Genomic DNA, 17,595 nt, shown 5'->3' on the forward strand with positions numbered 1-17,595 from the left:
CCAATTCAGTCGATTGCTAAGACTTTTACCGGTTTAATTAAATGTTTTTTTGTGGGATGCTGCGCATAAATTGCCATGCATTTTCCAGTTGAATCCACCATTAGAAATTGTCCTTCGAGTAAAGATTCGTCTTCTGGACATGGTAATACCGCACCATTTCTCACTTTCTCTGCTAATGTATCATTTATTTTGAATTTCGGCAAATGAAAGAGCGCACGCTCAATAGGGTGTAAAAGCGACTGAATTGTTCCTTCTTCTACTGCTTGTTCAATCTGTTCAAATGTTAAGCAATCTGTTAATGAAAACTGACCTGATCCTGTTCTTTTTAAATAAGACATATGAGACGGATAACCAAGTTTCTCACCAATCATAACAGCAAGAGTTCTAACATACGTTCCTTTACTACACGTGACTCGAAATCGAAATGAAATGTTTTCACCCGTAAATATATCTCGCTCATCAAGAAGTTCAAACTGATAAATTTGAATAGTACGCGCAGGCCTTTCAATTTCAATTCCTTGTCTTGCGTATTCGTATAGCTTTTTACCGTTAATTTTCACAGCTGAATACATAGGGGGAACTTGTTCAATTGTCCCCGTTAGAGACTTAAGAACTGTTTCAATTTGAGCACGCGTAAACGTTTCATTTATTTCTCTTCTTTCTACAACATCACCAGATGAGTCTTCCGTTGTGGTAGAAAAACCGATTGTTACTTCCCCTTCATACGTTTTTGTTGCACCTGTTAAATATTCTACAATTTTGGTTGCACGACCGATACAGATGGGCAGTACACCTGTTACATCCGGATCAAGCGTACCCGTATGACCTACTTTTTTTGTTCTTAATAGCTTTCTAACTTTAAAAACACAATCATGAGACGTCATCCCCGCTGGCTTATTTAAAACTAAAACACCATCCAACTTACTCAACTCCTTTTCCTCCATAAAAAAGGTGCCTCAAAAAGCACATGTACTTGTTGAGACACCCTTTATCATGCTCATTTGAGCAGTTTGTTTAATCATCCATTAACTATGGTCTTGCTCATCGTTGCTTTCTTTTTTAATTTCATGAAGCAATGACTCAATGCGATTACCATAATCAATCGACTCATCAAATTCAAATGTAATTTCAGGTGTTTTACGTAAGCGAATGCGCTGACCAATTTCTGAACGAATAAAGCCTTTTGCTTTCGCAAGACCTTTTAACGTATTCTCACGCTGATCAGCATCCCCTAGTACAGAGATATATACTTTTGCTTGCTGCAAATCGCCTGAAACTTGAACGTCCGTAACCGTTACAAAGCCGATGCGAGGATCTTTAATTTTTCGATTTAAAATCTCGCCTAGCTCTTTTTTCATTTGTTCACCGACTCTAGTTGCTCTAATTTTCATACTGTGTCACCCCTTTTATACCACTTCAACAGGCTGACTGTTATTATATCAGCCTGAAAAATCTGATTGGTTCAAACACTTCATTAGCAGAAAGTTTTTCTACTTATAATCGGTATTATAACCAATCAAAGGTTGTAATAGTGCGCTCGATTTCTGGAAAAGAATCAATTAGAGCAATTGCTTTTTGTAATTCTTGTTCCGTTGCGACGCGACTAGACGAAACTGCAACTATGCTAATTTTTGTGCGCTGCCACACATCTTGAAAATCCGTTTCGGATACCGATACATTGTACTTTTGTTTTAAGCGCATTATAATCCGCTGTAAAACAGCTCGCTTATCCTTGAGTGAGGCTGCGTTATAAATTAGACATTCACATTCCACTAATCCAATCACTTAGGATCGATTTGCTCCATTACGTATGCTTCAATAACATCGCCTTCTTTAATATCATTGAAGTTTTTAATTGTAATCCCACACTCGTAGCCTTGAGCTACTTCTTTTGCATCATCTTTGTATCGTTTTAGAGCATCAACTTCACCTTCAAAGATAACGATACCATCACGAATTAAACGGATGCTGCTGTGGCGCGTAATCTTACCTTCTGTTACGTAACCACCCGCGATTGTACCAATTTTAGATACTTTGAACGTTTGACGAACTTCAACTTGACCAATAACTTTTTCTTCAAACTCAGGATCAAGCATTCCTTTCATCGCTGATTCAATCTCTTCAATTACTTTATAGATAATACGGTGTAGACGAATATCTACTTTTTCAGCTTCTGCCGTGCGTTTTGCACCTGCATCTGGACGTACGTTAAATCCAATTACAATTGCATTAGAGGCTGTTGCTAAGATGATATCAGATTCTGTAATTGCCCCTACGCCAGTGTGAATGATGCGTACGTTTACGCCTTCAACGTCAATCTTTTGTAAAGATGCTGCTAGAGCTTCAACAGAACCTTGTACGTCAGCTTTTACGATTAAGTTTAAGTCCTTCATTTCACCTTGCTTGATTTGCTCAAATAAATCATCCAAGCTTACACGCGTTTTCTCACCACGCTGTTGTTCAAGCTGCTTTTGAGCACGTAGCTCACCGATTTGACGAGCTGTTTTTTCATCTTCAAACACCATGAAACGGTCACCAGCTAAAGGTACATCGTTTAGACCTGTGATCTCAACTGGAGTTGAAGGACCAACCTCTTTCACGCGACGACCGATGTCGTTTACCATTGCACGAACACGACCAAACGTATTTCCGACAACGATTGGATCTCCAACTTTTAATGTTCCATTTTGAACAAGCAAAGTAGCTACTGAACCGCGGCCTTTATCAAGCTGTGCTTCGACAACTGTTCCAACAGCACGACGATTTGGGTTTGCTTTTAATTCTTCTACTTCACTTACTAATAGGATCATCTCAAGAAGCTGGTCAATACCTTCTCCTGATAGAGCAGATAGCTTACAGAAGATTGTATCTCCACCCCATTCTTCCGCTACTAGTCCGTGTTCCATTAACTCTTGCATCACGCGGTCTGGGTTTGCTGCTTCTTTATCCATTTTATTAACAGCTACAATAATTGGTACCTCAGCAGCTTTTGCATGGTTAATCGCTTCAATTGTTTGTGGCATTACACCATCATCAGCTGCAACAACAAGAATTGTAATATCTGTTACTTTTGCTCCACGCGCACGCATTGTTGTAAACGCGGCGTGTCCTGGTGTATCTAAGAACGTAATCTTCTTCTCTTCTACCACAACTTGATAAGCACCGATATGCTGTGTGATTCCACCAGCTTCTCCTGCAGTTACCTTTGTGTTACGGATTGAATCTAATAGCGTTGTTTTACCATGGTCTACGTGACCCATAATTGTAACAACTGGTGGGCGAATTTGAAGATCTTTCTCATCGTCAATGATTTCCATTGCTTCAAAGTCCGTTGCGTCTACCACAACTTCTTCTTCAACTTCTACGCCATACTCGCCAGCGATTAGTTCAATTGCTTCTTTTTCAAGTTCTTGGTTGATTGTTGCCATAACGCCAACCATGAACAGCTTTTTAATAATCTCTGAAGGCTCTTTGCCTAACTCTTTTGCCAGTTCAGACACTGTTAAGCTTTCAGAGTATGTGATTTTTTCAGGAAGTTCTTTTGTTTGTGCTGGTGCAGGTCTTCCTTTTCCTCCCTGAGGCTTTCTATTGCCTTTTCCACCTTTATTGGCAGCAGGTTTTGCTGGCTTTTTGTTACCTTTTTTATCATTGTTATTTGGTTTTGAATTATTATTTAGTGCTGCATCTAGTTTTTTCACATGCTCATCCTCTAACGTTGTCATGTGGTTAGACACTTCAACATTCATTTCTTTTAATTTTTCTATAACGTCTTTGCTTGAAATATTGTATTGTTTTGCATATTCATGTACGCGAACTTTACTCAATATTTTCACCCCCAAAAAGATTAATCGAGCATCGTGATTAGCTTTTTGGCAAAGCCACTATCCATCACTGCAACGACAACACGTGCATCTTTACCGATTGCTTCTCCTAAAACGTAGCGATCCACAACGGTTCGAACCGGAATTTGATAATACGTGCATTTGTCGATGACTTTTTTTGTTGTGTTATCTGATGCATCACCGGCTAAAAGAACAAGCTTTGCTTTTTTTTTACGTACTTCTCCTATTACAAGCTCTTCACCAGAAATTAATTTACGTGCTCGATTTGCAAGTCCTAAAAAAGAGAGCCACTTTTCATTATTCAATGTCATTGCTTCTCCTTTTCTACAAGCGTCAACAATTCATCATAAACTGCTTCTTCAATCGGTGCGCTTAAGTGAGTGGATAAGACATTTTTCTTTTTTGCCAATAAAATGGCTTCTTTATCTTTACTTAAATAAGCACCACGCCCGGACTTTTTACCCGTTAAGTCAACCGAAACTTCACCTTCTTTAGAGCGTACAACTCGTACCAACTCTTTTTTAGGCATCATTTCACCAGTGGCCACACATTTTCGCATCGGGACTTTTTTACGATTGTTCATTTGGCTCACCTCTTATTCCATGTCATCTTCGTCTGAATCAAATGCATGTTGACTCACTAACATGTCATCACTTTTTTGAACATAAATACCTTCTTGCTCTGCTTCCGATTGACTCTTAATGTCAATTTTCCACCCTGTTAGCTTAGCTGCTAAACGTGCATTTTGTCCACGTTTACCGATGGCTAACGACAGTTGGTAATCCGGTACGATAACCGTTGTTGCTTTCTCTTCTTCATCTACCATTACTTCTAATACTTTTGATGGACTTAGCGCGTTTGCCACAAATTCTACCGGGTCATTTGACCAGCGAACGATATCAATTTTTTCACCTTTTAATTCATTCACTACAGCCTGAACACGTTGTCCTTTTGGACCAACACAAGAACCAACTGGATCTACTTCAGCAAACTCTGAGTGTACAGAGATTTTAGAACGATCGCCAGCTTCACGTGCAACTGACTTCAATTCAACCGTACCATCATAAATTTCTGGTACTTCTTTTTCAAATAAACGCTTAAGTAATCCAGGGTGTGTTCTGGAAACGTAAATTTGAGGACCTTTTGTTGTTTTTTCCACTTTTGTGATATACACTTTAATACGGTCATGTGGTTTGTATTGTTCATTTGGCATTTGTTCGCTTTGTGGTAGAAGAGCCTCAATCTTCCCAAGGCTTACATAGATAAAGCGAGAATCCTGACGCTGAACAATTCCTGTCATGATGTCTTCTTCACGATCGCTAAACTCTGAGTAGATAACGCCGCGCTCTGCTTCACGAACGCGTTGTGTTACAACTTGCTTCGCTGTTTGTGCAGCAATACGACCGAAGTCTTTTGGCGTTACTTCAATCTCTACAACGTCGTCTAATTGGAAGTTAGGATTGATTCCTTGGGCTTCTTCAACTGAAATTTCCAAGCGAGGATCATACACTTCATCTACAACGTCTTTGCGTGCGAATACGCGCATTGTTCCTCGATCTAAATTTAAATCAACACGCACGTTTTGCGCTTGATTGAAATTGCGCTTATAAGCAGAAATTAACGCTGCTTCAATCGCTTCAATAATAACATCTTTACTAATGCCTTTTTCTTTTTCAAGAACTACCAAGGCATCTAATAACTCACTGCTCATTTTGGTTAATCCCCCTTTAATATTAGCTAGTTGCTAATGCGTTAAAACACAATTGCTAGCCTTGCAAACGCGACTTTTTCATATGGTAATTCCACTGTTTTTGTGCGTGTTTTAATGCGAATTGACAACGTTACTGTTGTACCGTCAAATGCTACTAGTTCGCCTTCAAACTCCTTTGCACCTTCAATTGGTTCATATGTTTTTATGTATACATGCTTACCGATTGAACGTTCAAAGTCTCTATCCTTCTTCAAAGGTCGCTCAGCACCTGGAGAAGATACTTCAAGGAAATAGTTGTGTGTGATTGGATCAACTTCATCCATTTTCTCACTAAGCTTTTCACTTACAGTTCCGCAGTCTTCAATGTCTACACCCGTTTCAGAATCAATAAAAACTCGAAGGAACCAATCGCGCCCTTCTTTCACATATTCTATTTCTACTAGCTCTAAGTTCATTTCTTCTAAAATTGGTGTAACCATTTCTTCTACTGTTTCTTTTACGCTTTTGCCCATTTCTAATCCTCCTTTCGAGACAACAAAATATCTGTCTCTTATCTAAAAAAGAGTGGACACATTTGATACTGTCCTTTCAATACCTAGTATGAAGCTGGTACATACGCACGATATACTAATGAGTAAGGATGATGAAATTAATAATGGATGTTTTCAATTCATATCGCCGTGATACAGTCCGATACTTAAGTTTCGATGCTAGAACGTCTCGAGTTAAAAAGCATGCACGTACAGAAAAAACGAATCATGCTAACCGCCGATTCGTTTCCCATACTCCTTACTAGTTCGTAAGTTCATATCAATAAGAAAGAGCGGGTTTCCCCACTCTTTACTCGTCCGTATCCTTAGCATTTCCACATTCACTATATCATAACCGCTTATTTTATGCAAATGTTAGAAAAGTGAAAGTTGGTTTTGATCTGGCAGGCTTTCTAAACAACCATGATTGTCTAAATACTCTAGAATTGTCTTTGATACTTTTCCTCTTTGCTGCAGATCTTCTTTTGATAAAAACTCGCCATCTTTGCGGGCTTTCACAATATTTAAAGCCGCATTTGTTCCCAATCCTGGAATAGAGTTAAATGGTGGGATTAGGGATGTTCCATCAATAATAAATTCATCGGCACTTGATTCATACAGGTCAACTTTTTTGAACGAATAGCCCCGTTCACACATTTCAAGCGCAAGTTCAAGCACTGTTAATAAATTTTTCTCTTTTGGAGAAGCATCAAGTCCCTTACCGTTAATCTCTTCCATTTTCGATTTAATAGCAGTTGAACCTTTAATCATTGTATCAATGTCGAAATCATCGGCACGTACTGTAAAATATGCTGCATAATATAAAAGTGCATGATGAACTTTGAAGTATGCGATACGTACAGCCATTAAAACATATGCTGCCGCATGGGCTTTCGGGAACATGTACTTGATCTTTTTACATGAATCAATGTACCAATCCGGTACGCCGTTTTTAATCATTTCTTCTTCAAATTCAGGGCTTAATCCCTTCCCTTTACGAACTGATTCCATGATTTTAAACGCTAAAGAAGGCTCCAGCCCTTGATAAATTAAATACACCATAATATCATCACGACAGCCAATTACTTCACTTAGGTTACAAATATTGTTACGGATTAACTCTTGGGCATTTCCTAACCATACATCTGTTCCGTGAGATAGTCCAGAAATTTGCACAAGCTCTGAGAACGTAGATGGCTTTGTGTCTTCTAGCATTTGACGAACAAATCGGGTTCCGAATTCAGGAATACCGAGAGTTCCTGTTTTACACATAATCTGCTCTTCCGTGACGCCTAATGATTCTGTTCCGCTAAAGATTTTCATGACTTCCGGGTCATCTGTCGGAATGGTCTTGGGGTCAATCCCACTTAAATCTTGTAGCATACGAATAACCGTAGGATCATCGTGCCCTAGAATATCAAGCTTTAAGAGATTATCATGAATCGAATGGAAGTCAAAATGCGTTGTGCGCCATTCTGAATTTCGATCATCTGCTGGGAACTGAATTGGTGTAAAGTCATAGATATCCATATAATCGGGTACAACGATAATTCCCCCAGGGTGCTGCCCTGTTGTTCGCTTTACTCCTGTACACCCTGCTACTAATCGATCAACTTCCGCATTTCGCAAGTGCAATTCATGATCTCCAGCGTACCCTTTTACATAGCCATACGCCGTCTTCTCTGCAACGGTACCAATTGTTCCAGCACGATATACGTTATCTTCTCCGAATAATACTTTTGTATAGTTATGTGCTCTTGGCTGATACTCTCCAGAGAAGTTTAAGTCGATATCTGGTACTTTATCTCCTTTGAAACCAAGGAACGTTTCAAAGGGGATATCATGTCCGTCTTTTTTATACGGCGTGCCACACTCCACGCAGCTTTTATCAGGTAGGTCAAATCCAGAACCAACCGAACCGTCATCAAAAAACTCTGAGTGCTTACACGAAGGACATACATAATGCGGTGGCAATGGGTTTACTTCAGTGATTTCCGTCATTGTCGCAACAAATGAAGATCCAACAGAACCACGTGAACCAACAAGATACCCATCATCTAGAGATTTCTTTACAAGCTTATGAGAAATTAAATAAATAACCGCGAAGCCGTGACCAATGATACTTTTTAACTCTTTTTCCAGTCTTGCTTCAACGACTTCTGGTAAATCATCTCCATAGATGCTTCTAGCCATCGCATAGCTCATCGCCCTCATTTCCTCATCGGCACCTTCAATTTTCGGCGTATACAAGTCGTCTTTAATTGGCTTAACTTCTTCAATCATATCAGCAATTTTTTGCGTATTTGTTACGACAATTTCCTTGGCTTTATTAGCGTCTAAAAATGAAAAGCACTCCAACATTTCATCTGTTGTGCGGAAATGAACGTCTGGTAGCTGATGACGATTAAGTGGATTAGCACCACCCTGTGAACTAATTAATATTTTTCGATAGATTTTATCTTCTGGATTTAGATAATGAACGTTTCCAGTAGCAACTACAGGTTTATCTAACTTTTCACCAAGCTTCACAATATTATTAATAATATCTTTTAACGCTCGCTCGTCTCTTACCAGCTCTAGTTCAATGAGATGCTTGTAGTTTTCAGGTGGCTGTACCTCAATATAGTCATAAAATTCTGCTGCTTCTTGCACTTCATCGATACCTTTTTGCATCATTCCTTCGAATACTTCACCGCGGTCGCAAGCAGTCCCGATTAAAATCCCTTCTCGAAACTTTTGAAGTTTGGAACGCGGGATACGCGGTACACGATAGAAATAGTTTAAGTGAGACATTGAAATGAGCTTAAACAAGTTTTTTAAGCCTGTTTCATTTTGAGCCAACATCGTCACATGATACGGGCGTGCGCGCTGGTAAGCATTCCCTTCTCCCATATAATCGTTAAGCTGATTATGATTTAAGATATCACGTTCAAACGCATCTTTTAACATTTTTGCTAGTAAATAGCCTGTTGTTTCAGCATCATAAATCGCACGGTGATGCTGGACTAACTCTATATCAAACTTTTTCGCTAACGTGTTCAAACGATGATTTTTCATATGTGGATATAAAAACCTTGCTAGCTCTAAGGTATCAATCACACCATTTTGCACTTTTTCGAATCCAGCTCGCTGTAATCCTGCATTTAAAAAGCCCATGTCAAAGCTCGCGTTATGTGCAACTAAAATGTCATTTCCAATCCAATCGCTAAACTTCTTTAATACCTCTGAAGCATCAGGCGCATCTTGGACCATATCGTCTGTAATGCCCGTTAATTCAATTGTTGTAGCTGAAAGAGGGTGATGCGGGTTAGCAAAGCTTTCAAACTTATCAATGATTTCTCCCTCTTTCATCTTAACAGCAGCTAGCTCAATGACCGTGTCATACACAGCTGATAAGCCTGTTGTTTCTACGTCAAATACGATATACGTAGCATCTGGAAGTGAAACATCTTGAGGATTGTATGCGATTGGTACACCATCATCGACTAGATTTGCTTCCACGCCATATAAAATTTTAATACCGTTTTTCTTTCCGGCACCGTATGCTTCAGGGAATGATTGAGCTACAGCATGATCGGTTACGGCAATGGCTTTATGTCCCCACTTTTTAGCTTGACCGACTAATGTACTCACCGATGTCACGGCGTCCATTTGACTCATCGGTGTATGGAGATGAAGTTCAACACGCTTTTCGTCATCAGAAGCTTTATCTTGTCTTGTAATTGGAGAAATTTCATTCACATCGTTTCCAATCATAACAAGATCACGGACAAAGGTATCATTTTGTACACTGCCTCGCACTTTCACCCACATGCCTTTTTTAATTGCTTGAAGTAGTGGAATGTCTTCTTTATCGCGTGAGAACATCTTAATCATAATGGAATTTGTATAATCTGTAATTTTAAAGATTAATAGCGTACGGCCGCTTCTAAGCTCTCTTGTTTCAGCATCAAACACATAGCCTTGTACCGCAATTCTCTTCTCTTCATCAACAATGGTATCAAGTGAAACCACTTCATCTTTAATTGTATAACCGATTGTGAGGGGACCTTTTGGTACGTCTGGTCCATCACTTTTCTCATTTTCTTTATTCTGCATTTCAGTAATGGCTTGTAACACTTTTTCGGTATCTTCCTGTTTACGCTGCTCAACAAACTGTTGAAAAGCTTCTTCAGAATGCACAACCTCAGTTACAAGCTGCATCTGCGGAAAACCATAGGATGCGTACTGGTCGGCAATTAGCTGACCATATTTTTTTCGAAGAGCCGTTCCTTCTGCTTCATGTCTTGCATTTAAGACTAGCTTTACACCATTTAGCATTGGCTTTTGTCCTTGCAAAAGCGACATTAGTAAAGGCGAAATGCCTTGGAGTTCGCTGATACAATGTTGCCAGTAGCTTTGAATGTCATCCTGTGTACAATTTTTCGTCTCTGCTACAATAGAAAAAGAGACGTTTGCTATATGTGAGAAAGCCGATTGAATACGTGCTTGAAAAAGCTCGTATACATTAAACGGAAGTACTTGCTGAAAATGAAAATAAAAGTGCCATTTTTTTTGTTCTTTATTAATAACTACCTTTTCAATTGAGGCTTGGTCAAAATAAGAAACAACTTGGTCACTCGTTAACTCTAACTGCTGCAGCAGTAGCTTAAAACGCTCTTTTTTTCCTAGCGTTTGTTCTCCCAAAACTTCTGCCTCCTTTAAAAAATAATGCACTTCATTTTAACATAAACCTAGCACCAGCTGTTGACGCAATGCTTATAAAATCAAACGAAAATCGCTCAACTGCAAATACGAAACTTGTCATATTTGCATTGAGCGATTTTAAGGTTAGCATAAATTACTTAGCTAACATTTCCATAATTTTTGCTTCTACCTCGTCAACATGGACTTCAAATGATTCTCCTGTTTGACGCATTTTCACTTCTACAATTCCTTCAGAAGCACGTTTACCAACCGTAACACGCACTGGAATTCCAATTAAATCTGAATCTGCGAATTTAACCCCTACTCGTTCTTGGCGATCATCAAGCAATACTTCTACACGACGATCTAATAGCTGGTTATATAACGTTTCACCAAGCTCTCTCTGCTCATCATTCTTCACATTTACCGTGATAACATGTACATGATAAGGTGCAACAGCTTGAGGCCATACAAAGCCTTTCTCATCGTTAAACTGCTCAGCGATTGCTGCTAATGTACGTGATACACCAATTCCATAGCAGCCCATAATCATTGGCTGCGAACGACCATTTTCATCTAGGTATGTTGCGCCCATTGCTTCGCTATAGCGCGTGCCTAATTTGAATACGTGACCTACTTCAATTCCTTTAGCGAACTTAATAATACCTTGTCCATCTGGAGAAGCGTCTCCCTCTTGAATAAAGCGGAAGTCTTCATATGTTGCTGTAAAATCTCTCTCTGGATTCACGCCTTGGTAGTGAACACCGTCTTCATTTGCTCCACATACGCCATTTACAACAGCTTTTACTGCATGATCTGCGACTACTTCAATTTTCTCACTTACTTGAATAGGACCAAGTGAACCGATTTGAGCTGCCATCACTTCTTTTGCTTCCTCTGGTGTTGCAAGCTCAACAACTGTTGCTTCAAAATAATTTTTCACTTTGATATCATTAATCTCATGATCTCCACGAGCTAAGACCAATACAAAGCGGTCATCTACCTTAAATAACAGCGACTTAATACATGATGATGCTTCCACATTTAAGAACGCTGCGACTTCTTCAATTGTACGAACATCAGGCGTATTTACTTTTTTAAGTTCAACAGGCGCTTCGTTTGATTTCTCATACTGTGTTACGACTGGAGCCATTTCAATATTGGCAGCATAAGAAGATGTATCAGAATAAGCAATTGTATCTTCACCAATTTCAGATAGTACCATAAACTCATGCGTATCTTTTCCACCCATTGCCCCTGAGTCTGCAATAACTGCGCGGAAGTTTAATCCGCAGCGTTCGAAGATGCGGCTATACGCTTCATACATCTTGTCGTACACTTCATCCAAACTTTCTTGTGAAGCATGGAAAGAATAAGCATCTTTCATCACAAACTCACGACCACGTAATAGTCCAAAACGTGGACGTTTTTCATCACGAAACTTTGTTTGGATTTGATATAGATTTAAAGGTAATCTTTTGTATGATTTTACTTCATCACGAAGCAAACTTGTAATAACTTCTTCATGGGTTGCACCTAAAGCGAATTCACGACTATGACGATCGTTCATACGCATTAATTCTGGTCCATACGAATACCAACGACCAGACTCTTTCCACAACTCTGCTTGTTGAAGTGCAGGCATTAGTAATTCAACTGAGCCAGCACGCTCCATTTCTTGTCTTACAATTTCTTCGACTTTGTGAAGCACTTTCTTACCTAATGGTAAGAAGCTGTATACGCCACTAGCATTTTGGCGAATAAAACCTGATCTTAATAAAAGCTGATGGCTTTTTACTTCTGCATCAGCAGGTACTTCTCTTAATGTAGGAATTAATGTTGCACTTTGTCTCATAACCTCGCACCTCTTTACTCACTTCTCTATTTTCATAGTTTATCACGCTTTTACAACCACAGTAAGCCCCTATTTACAGGGGCTTAACTTGTTCATCACGTATTCCCTATTTGTTTTTATAAAAAGAAACTTTGAATGTCATTCCATGTTACCACAAGCATTAATAGCATAAGTAACGCAAATCCAATAAAGTGAACTACACCTTCTTTTTGTCGATCAATCGGCTTACCACGTACCGCTTCAACTGCGAAGAATACGAGACGTCCACCATCTAGAGCTGGAATTGGTAACAGATTAACGATTCCTAAGTTAATGCTTAAAACAGCCGCCCACTTCATTAGATAGTAAATACCTGATTGTGCCACTTGGTCAGTAGCTGCATAAATACCAACAGGGCCGGAGAGCATGTCAAGTGAAAATTGCCCCGTCACTAACTTGCCTAGTCCAGTTACAATTTCTTTCATCCACGTTGCTGTTTCGGTTGCACCGTTTGTGATCGAGCCAATTACCGATTTTTCAACAGGTGCATACACACCAATTAAACCGATTTTTTCTTCTCCCATTTCACGACTATCCGGTGTTACCTCTATTTCACGCGTTTCATCACCACGATTAACGGTGAACATGATTTCTTGCTCTGGATGCTTACGAATGATTTCAACAACATCCTGCCATGTCGACACAGCTGCACCATCAATTGCTTGTACTTCATCACCCTGTTTCAATCCAGCTTCAATAGCAGCGCCGTCCTTAGTTAATTCACCAAGTACAGGTTTATCCACTGCATAGCCTTGGGAAATTCCTAGCACCACAAAAATAACAAACGCTAGCACAAAGTTCATTAAAGGACCCGCAAAGATAGCCATAGCACGTTGTCCCAACGTTTTAGAAGCAAATTGACGACTGTACGGTGCGATTTGAACTTCATCACCGTCCACAATAAAGTACGACTCTTCTGCTACTCTAAAGGTGTGTAGTCGTTCCTCGTCTTCTGATTCATATCCTTTTATAATCATTTCATGCTCTAAGTCTGCATGCTCTACTTCAATAACTCTGGCATCTGGGTACTGCTCTTTATTATTAATGATGACTTTTTCTACTCTTTCATCATTATTAAATAGCAAGCCAATAACTTGACCCGGTTTCACATCAATCATTTCCGGATCTTCGCCGGCCATACGTACAAATCCACCTAATGGCAATAAGCGAATTGTATAGACTGTTTCATCTCGTTTGAACGAAAGAATTTTTGGTCCAAAGCCAATGGCAAATTCACGGCATAGAATCCCAGCTCGTTTCGCAAAAATCAAGTGCCCTAACTCATGGAAAAAGACAAGAGCACCAAAGATAATAATAAACGCAATGACCGTATTCAATGGGTATGCCCCCCTTCTTATGATAAGGTGAAACGTTAATTAGAAATATGCGCCTTTTTAAGTTACCATACTAACTTTAATTAGTACGAGCTAAAAGGTTTACAAGTTTTCTTGTTTCTAAATCTACTTCTTTTATTGTAGACAAGCAAGGATTTTTTATAACCTGATGCTCATTCATTGCTCGTTCAATCACATCTTCAATTTCTAAAAACGTAATAGCTCCATCTAAAAAGGCTTGAACAGCACATTCATTTGCTGCGTTTAAAACCGTTGGCATTGTACCGCCTTCTTTACCTGCTTCAAAAGCAAAACGCAAACATCTAAAGCGTTCTTGATCCATTTTTGAAAAGTGTAGCTGGCCAATATCAGCCAAGCTTAATCGATCTGTTCCCTGCAGCGGTAAGCGTTTTGGATAAGTTAGCGCATATTGAATCGGCACGCGCATATCCGGTGTTCCAAGCTGTGCAATTACACTGGTATCAGCAAACTCTACCATTGAATGAATAATGCTTTCTTTATGTAATAATACATCAATTTGTTCATAAGGAATATCAAAAAGCCAGCGTGCCTCAATGACTTCTAGTCCTTTATTCATCATCGTAGCTGAGTCAATTGTGATTTTTGCTCCCATTGACCAATTTGGATGATTTAATGCTTCTTGAACCGTTACACCTTTTAACTCTTCTCTTGTTTTATCTCGGAAGCTTCCACCAGAAGCTGTTAAGATTAAGCGATCAATTGCTTTATCATCCTGCCCTTGAAGGCTTTGAAAAATAGCTGAATGCTCGCTATCTACTGGTAGAATGTCCACCCCATATTCCTTAGCCGCACTCATAACAATATGTCCTGCTGTAACTAACGTTTCCTTATTAGCTAACGCAATTGTTTTTTTCATTTTAATCGCTTCAAGAGTTGGTACTAATCCAACACTTCCCACAACTGCATTCACTACCACTTCTGTTTCTGGATGCGTGGCTACTGCTACCAGACCTTCCTCACCGTACATAAACGTTACGTTTGGAAATTCTGCCTTCAGTGTTTCACTGTCTTCTTTGTTCATAAGTGAAACAAGAGACGGATTACATAATTGAATGATTTTACGTGCTTCTTGTACATTTCGACCAAATGACATTGCTACAAGTTCAAAAGAGTCACGGTGAGCTTGAACAACATCAACCGTTTGAAGCCCAATCGAACCTGTAGCACCTAATAAAGAAAGTTTCTTCAAATATATTCACTCCCATTACTTCAAAGACATGTTTTTTACTGAGTAGACAAGCCTTAGCTATTTTTAATTATGGTTCTATTAAAGAGATAAAAGGAAAGCCAGAATTGGCATAATAAATAGCAGACTGTCAAATCGGTCTAGTATTCCTCCATGCCCTGGTAACAGTTTACCTGAATCTTTCACTCCATAATGTCGTTTAAATGCCGACTGTACTAAATCTCCCATTTGTCCAAATAACGAGATGATGATTCCAATTAAAAGTACTGCGCCCATGGATTGTTCAATGCCCGACGCCACTTTAAAAATAATGGCAACCACTAATGCGCACACTACTCCACCAACAAAACCTTCAATCGTTTTATTTGGACTAATTTCAGGCCACAACTTCCTCTTTCCCATTGCTCGTCCAATAAAATAAGCACCAGAGTCAGTTGCCCAAATTAAAAGAAATGCGAAAAATAGATACGTTAACCCATACTCTGAACGAACTTCGATAAAATAATGAAAGCCTAGTCCTACATAAAGTGTCGTCAATAAAAGAAAGCCTACCCCATCAAATGTAAATACATTTTTTACAACTACCGTATACATTAATAGTAATAGCGTGGCAAATAGAGCTACTTCTACTTTATGTTCACTTACCATTTGAAATGCAGCATCTGAGCTAGTTGGCAATAAAAATACCCAGGTCAGTAAGAGACTGACAATACTAGGGAAAGACAATGGCTTAATTTTTTTCATATTTAGCAGTTCAACAACGCCAATTGTTGCTAACAAATACATTAGAGCAGTAAATGGTAAGCCACCAATCATGACAATAGGCACAAACACTGCTAGTGCAACAATGGCTGTAATGATTCTTTGTTTCATGTTAGTTCAACACCCTCTTAGACTCCACCAAAGCGACGTCCACGATTTTGGAACGCCTCAATTGCTTCAATTAAATGATTTTCTTTAAAATCTGGCCATAATACATCTGTAAACCAAAACTCGGTATAAGCTAACTGCCAAAGCATAAAGTTACTTAAACGCAGTTCACCACTTGTTCGAATTAACAAATCTGGATCTTGTAAACTCCCACTCATTAAATACGAGGAAAACACTTCGTCATTAATTTCAGCAGGATTTAAATTGTGAGATTCAACATCCTTTGCAATTGCTTGAACAGCCTTAACGATTTCATGTCGGCTTCCATAATTAAGTGCAAAATTCAAAATAAGGCCCGTATTGTCTTTGGTTTCATGGATTGCCTTATCAACTGCACGTAATGTGTGAGAAGGTAGTTCACTTTTCTCTCCCATAATGCGCACCTGAACATTTTCTTCAATTAGCTCTGGTAAAAAAGTCGTTAAAAATTCCTCGGGTAACTTCATAAGAAATTCTACTTCCACTTTTGGTCGTTTCCAGTTCTCTGTTGAAAAAGCATATAAAGTTAGTGCTTTAACGCCCAATTGGTTTGCTGCTTTTGTAATTTGTCGAACGACTTTCATTCCCTCATGATGTCCCATCATTCTAGGAAGTGCTCTTTTTTGTGCCCAGCGACCATTACCATCCATAATAATTGCAATGTGTTCTGGTACAGCCTGCTTTTTCACTCTCTCTTTTCTTTCCTCAAGAGACTGTGTGCCTGGATTTTGACTTTTTTTCCATGCTTGAATTTTTTTTAACATGCAAAGGTCCCCCGTTGTATGTTCTCATTGACATTTGTTCTTTGTCATTCGATATTTTATCTTACTACACATTATTAACAAAAAAACCCCCTGTAAACAATAGAGGGTCTTTTACAATATATTTTACATTGAAATGACTTATACCGCCATAATTTCCTGTTCTTTATCTTTTGTTACGCTATCCACTTTAGCAATGTGGTCATCTGTTAACTTCTGAATATCATCACTGTATCCGCGAAGATCATCTTCAGTAATCTCACCGTTTTTCTCTAACTTTTTAAGGTCATCATTTGCATCACGACGAATATTACGAACTGCTACTTTCGCATCTTCAGAAGCTTTTTTCACTGTTTTAACAAGCTCTTTACGACGCTCTTCTGTTAAAGCAGGAATCGATAAGCGGATAATTGAACCATCGCTTGTTGGCGTTAAACCTAAATCAGATTTCATGATTGCTTTTTCCACTTCACCAAGCTGTGATTTATCATAAGGTTGGATTACCAACATACGAGCTTCGGGTACGCTAACTTGTGCAAGTTGATTAATTGGTGTTGGAACACCATAGTATTCAACCGTCACGCGGTCTAATAATGAAGCACTCGCACGACCAGCGCGAATTGAAGCCAATTCACGGCTATATGACTGAAGTGCTTTTTCCATTCTTTCCTTCGCATCTTGCAACACTTGTTTTGCCATC

Annotated in this window: 15 protein-coding genes; all 15 read right to left on the bottom strand. The window is 39.1% G+C overall.

Features of this window, described 5'->3' with window-relative positions:
- Window positions 1–5: 5 nt before the first annotated feature.
- A complete protein-coding gene (truB, locus tag EPL02_RS15390) occupies window positions 6–920 on the bottom strand; it encodes a tRNA pseudouridine(55) synthase TruB (RefSeq protein ID WP_131888496.1) in 915 nt (304 codons plus the stop codon).
- A gap of 105 nt (window positions 921–1,025) precedes the next feature.
- On the bottom strand, window positions 1,026–1,391 hold the full coding sequence (gene rbfA / locus EPL02_RS15395; RefSeq protein WP_094912550.1) for a 30S ribosome-binding factor RbfA: 366 nt from the start codon (window positions 1,389–1,391) through the stop codon (window positions 1,026–1,028).
- A gap of 115 nt (window positions 1,392–1,506) precedes the next feature.
- Window positions 1,507–1,785 carry a DUF503 domain-containing protein gene (locus EPL02_RS15400; protein WP_094912551.1) on the bottom strand — a complete coding sequence of 93 codons (279 nt, stop codon included), beginning with the start codon at window positions 1,783–1,785 and terminating at the stop codon, window positions 1,507–1,509.
- Window positions 1,782–3,824, bottom strand: coding sequence for a translation initiation factor IF-2 (infB, locus tag EPL02_RS15405; RefSeq protein ID WP_094912552.1), 2,043 nt, complete (start codon window positions 3,822–3,824; stop codon window positions 1,782–1,784). The genes EPL02_RS15400 and infB overlap by 4 nt, the downstream gene beginning before the upstream one ends.
- A 20-nt stretch (window positions 3,825–3,844) precedes the next feature.
- Entirely contained in the window at window positions 3,845–4,153 is a 309-nt protein-coding gene (locus EPL02_RS15410) for a YlxQ family RNA-binding protein (RefSeq protein ID WP_100346932.1), read from the bottom strand.
- A complete protein-coding gene (rnpM, locus tag EPL02_RS15415; RefSeq protein WP_094912553.1) occupies window positions 4,150–4,425 on the bottom strand; it encodes an RNase P modulator RnpM in 276 nt (91 codons plus the stop codon). The genes EPL02_RS15410 and rnpM overlap by 4 nt, the downstream gene beginning before the upstream one ends.
- Before the next feature lie 12 nt (window positions 4,426–4,437).
- A complete protein-coding gene (nusA, locus tag EPL02_RS15420; RefSeq protein WP_094912554.1) occupies window positions 4,438–5,553 on the bottom strand; it encodes a transcription termination factor NusA in 1,116 nt (371 codons plus the stop codon).
- Window positions 5,554–5,594: 41 nt separating this feature from the next.
- The gene (gene rimP / locus EPL02_RS15425; protein WP_094912555.1) at window positions 5,595–6,065 is read right to left on the bottom strand and encodes a ribosome maturation factor RimP; all 471 of its coding nucleotides are present in this window, start codon (window positions 6,063–6,065) and stop codon (window positions 5,595–5,597) included.
- Between the two features lie 393 nt (window positions 6,066–6,458).
- On the bottom strand, window positions 6,459–10,769 hold the full coding sequence (locus EPL02_RS15430; protein ID WP_131888187.1) for a PolC-type DNA polymerase III: 4,311 nt from the start codon (window positions 10,767–10,769) through the stop codon (window positions 6,459–6,461).
- 154 nt (window positions 10,770–10,923) lie between these two features.
- Window positions 10,924–12,624: a proline--tRNA ligase gene (locus EPL02_RS15435; RefSeq protein ID WP_094912557.1), complete on the bottom strand. Its 1,701-nt coding sequence runs from the start codon at window positions 12,622–12,624 to the stop codon at window positions 10,924–10,926.
- A 116-nt stretch (window positions 12,625–12,740) separates the two neighbouring features.
- Entirely contained in the window at window positions 12,741–14,000 is a 1,260-nt protein-coding gene (gene rseP / locus EPL02_RS15440) for an RIP metalloprotease RseP (protein WP_094912558.1), read from the bottom strand.
- Between the two features lie 76 nt (window positions 14,001–14,076).
- Complete coding sequence (gene dxr, locus EPL02_RS15445; RefSeq protein WP_094912559.1) at window positions 14,077–15,228, bottom strand: 1-deoxy-D-xylulose-5-phosphate reductoisomerase; 1,152 nt, start codon at window positions 15,226–15,228, stop codon at window positions 14,077–14,079.
- 78 nt (window positions 15,229–15,306) lie between these two features.
- Complete coding sequence (locus EPL02_RS15450) at window positions 15,307–16,098, bottom strand: phosphatidate cytidylyltransferase (RefSeq protein WP_094912560.1); 792 nt, start codon at window positions 16,096–16,098, stop codon at window positions 15,307–15,309.
- A gap of 17 nt (window positions 16,099–16,115) precedes the next feature.
- Window positions 16,116–16,898 (bottom strand): undecaprenyl pyrophosphate synthase, encoded by a 783-nt coding sequence (locus EPL02_RS15455; RefSeq protein WP_131888188.1) that lies wholly within the window; start codon window positions 16,896–16,898, stop codon window positions 16,116–16,118.
- Window positions 16,899–17,036: 138 nt separating this feature from the next.
- Complete coding sequence (gene frr / locus EPL02_RS15460; protein WP_025908957.1) at window positions 17,037–17,594, bottom strand: ribosome recycling factor; 558 nt, start codon at window positions 17,592–17,594, stop codon at window positions 17,037–17,039.
- Window position 17,595 lies beyond the last annotated feature (1 nt).

Origin of the sequence: Bacillus sp. CBEL-1 (assembly GCF_004348885.1) — a bacterium.
Lineage (GTDB): Bacteria > Bacillota > Bacilli > Bacillales > Bacillaceae_H > Priestia > Priestia aryabhattai_A.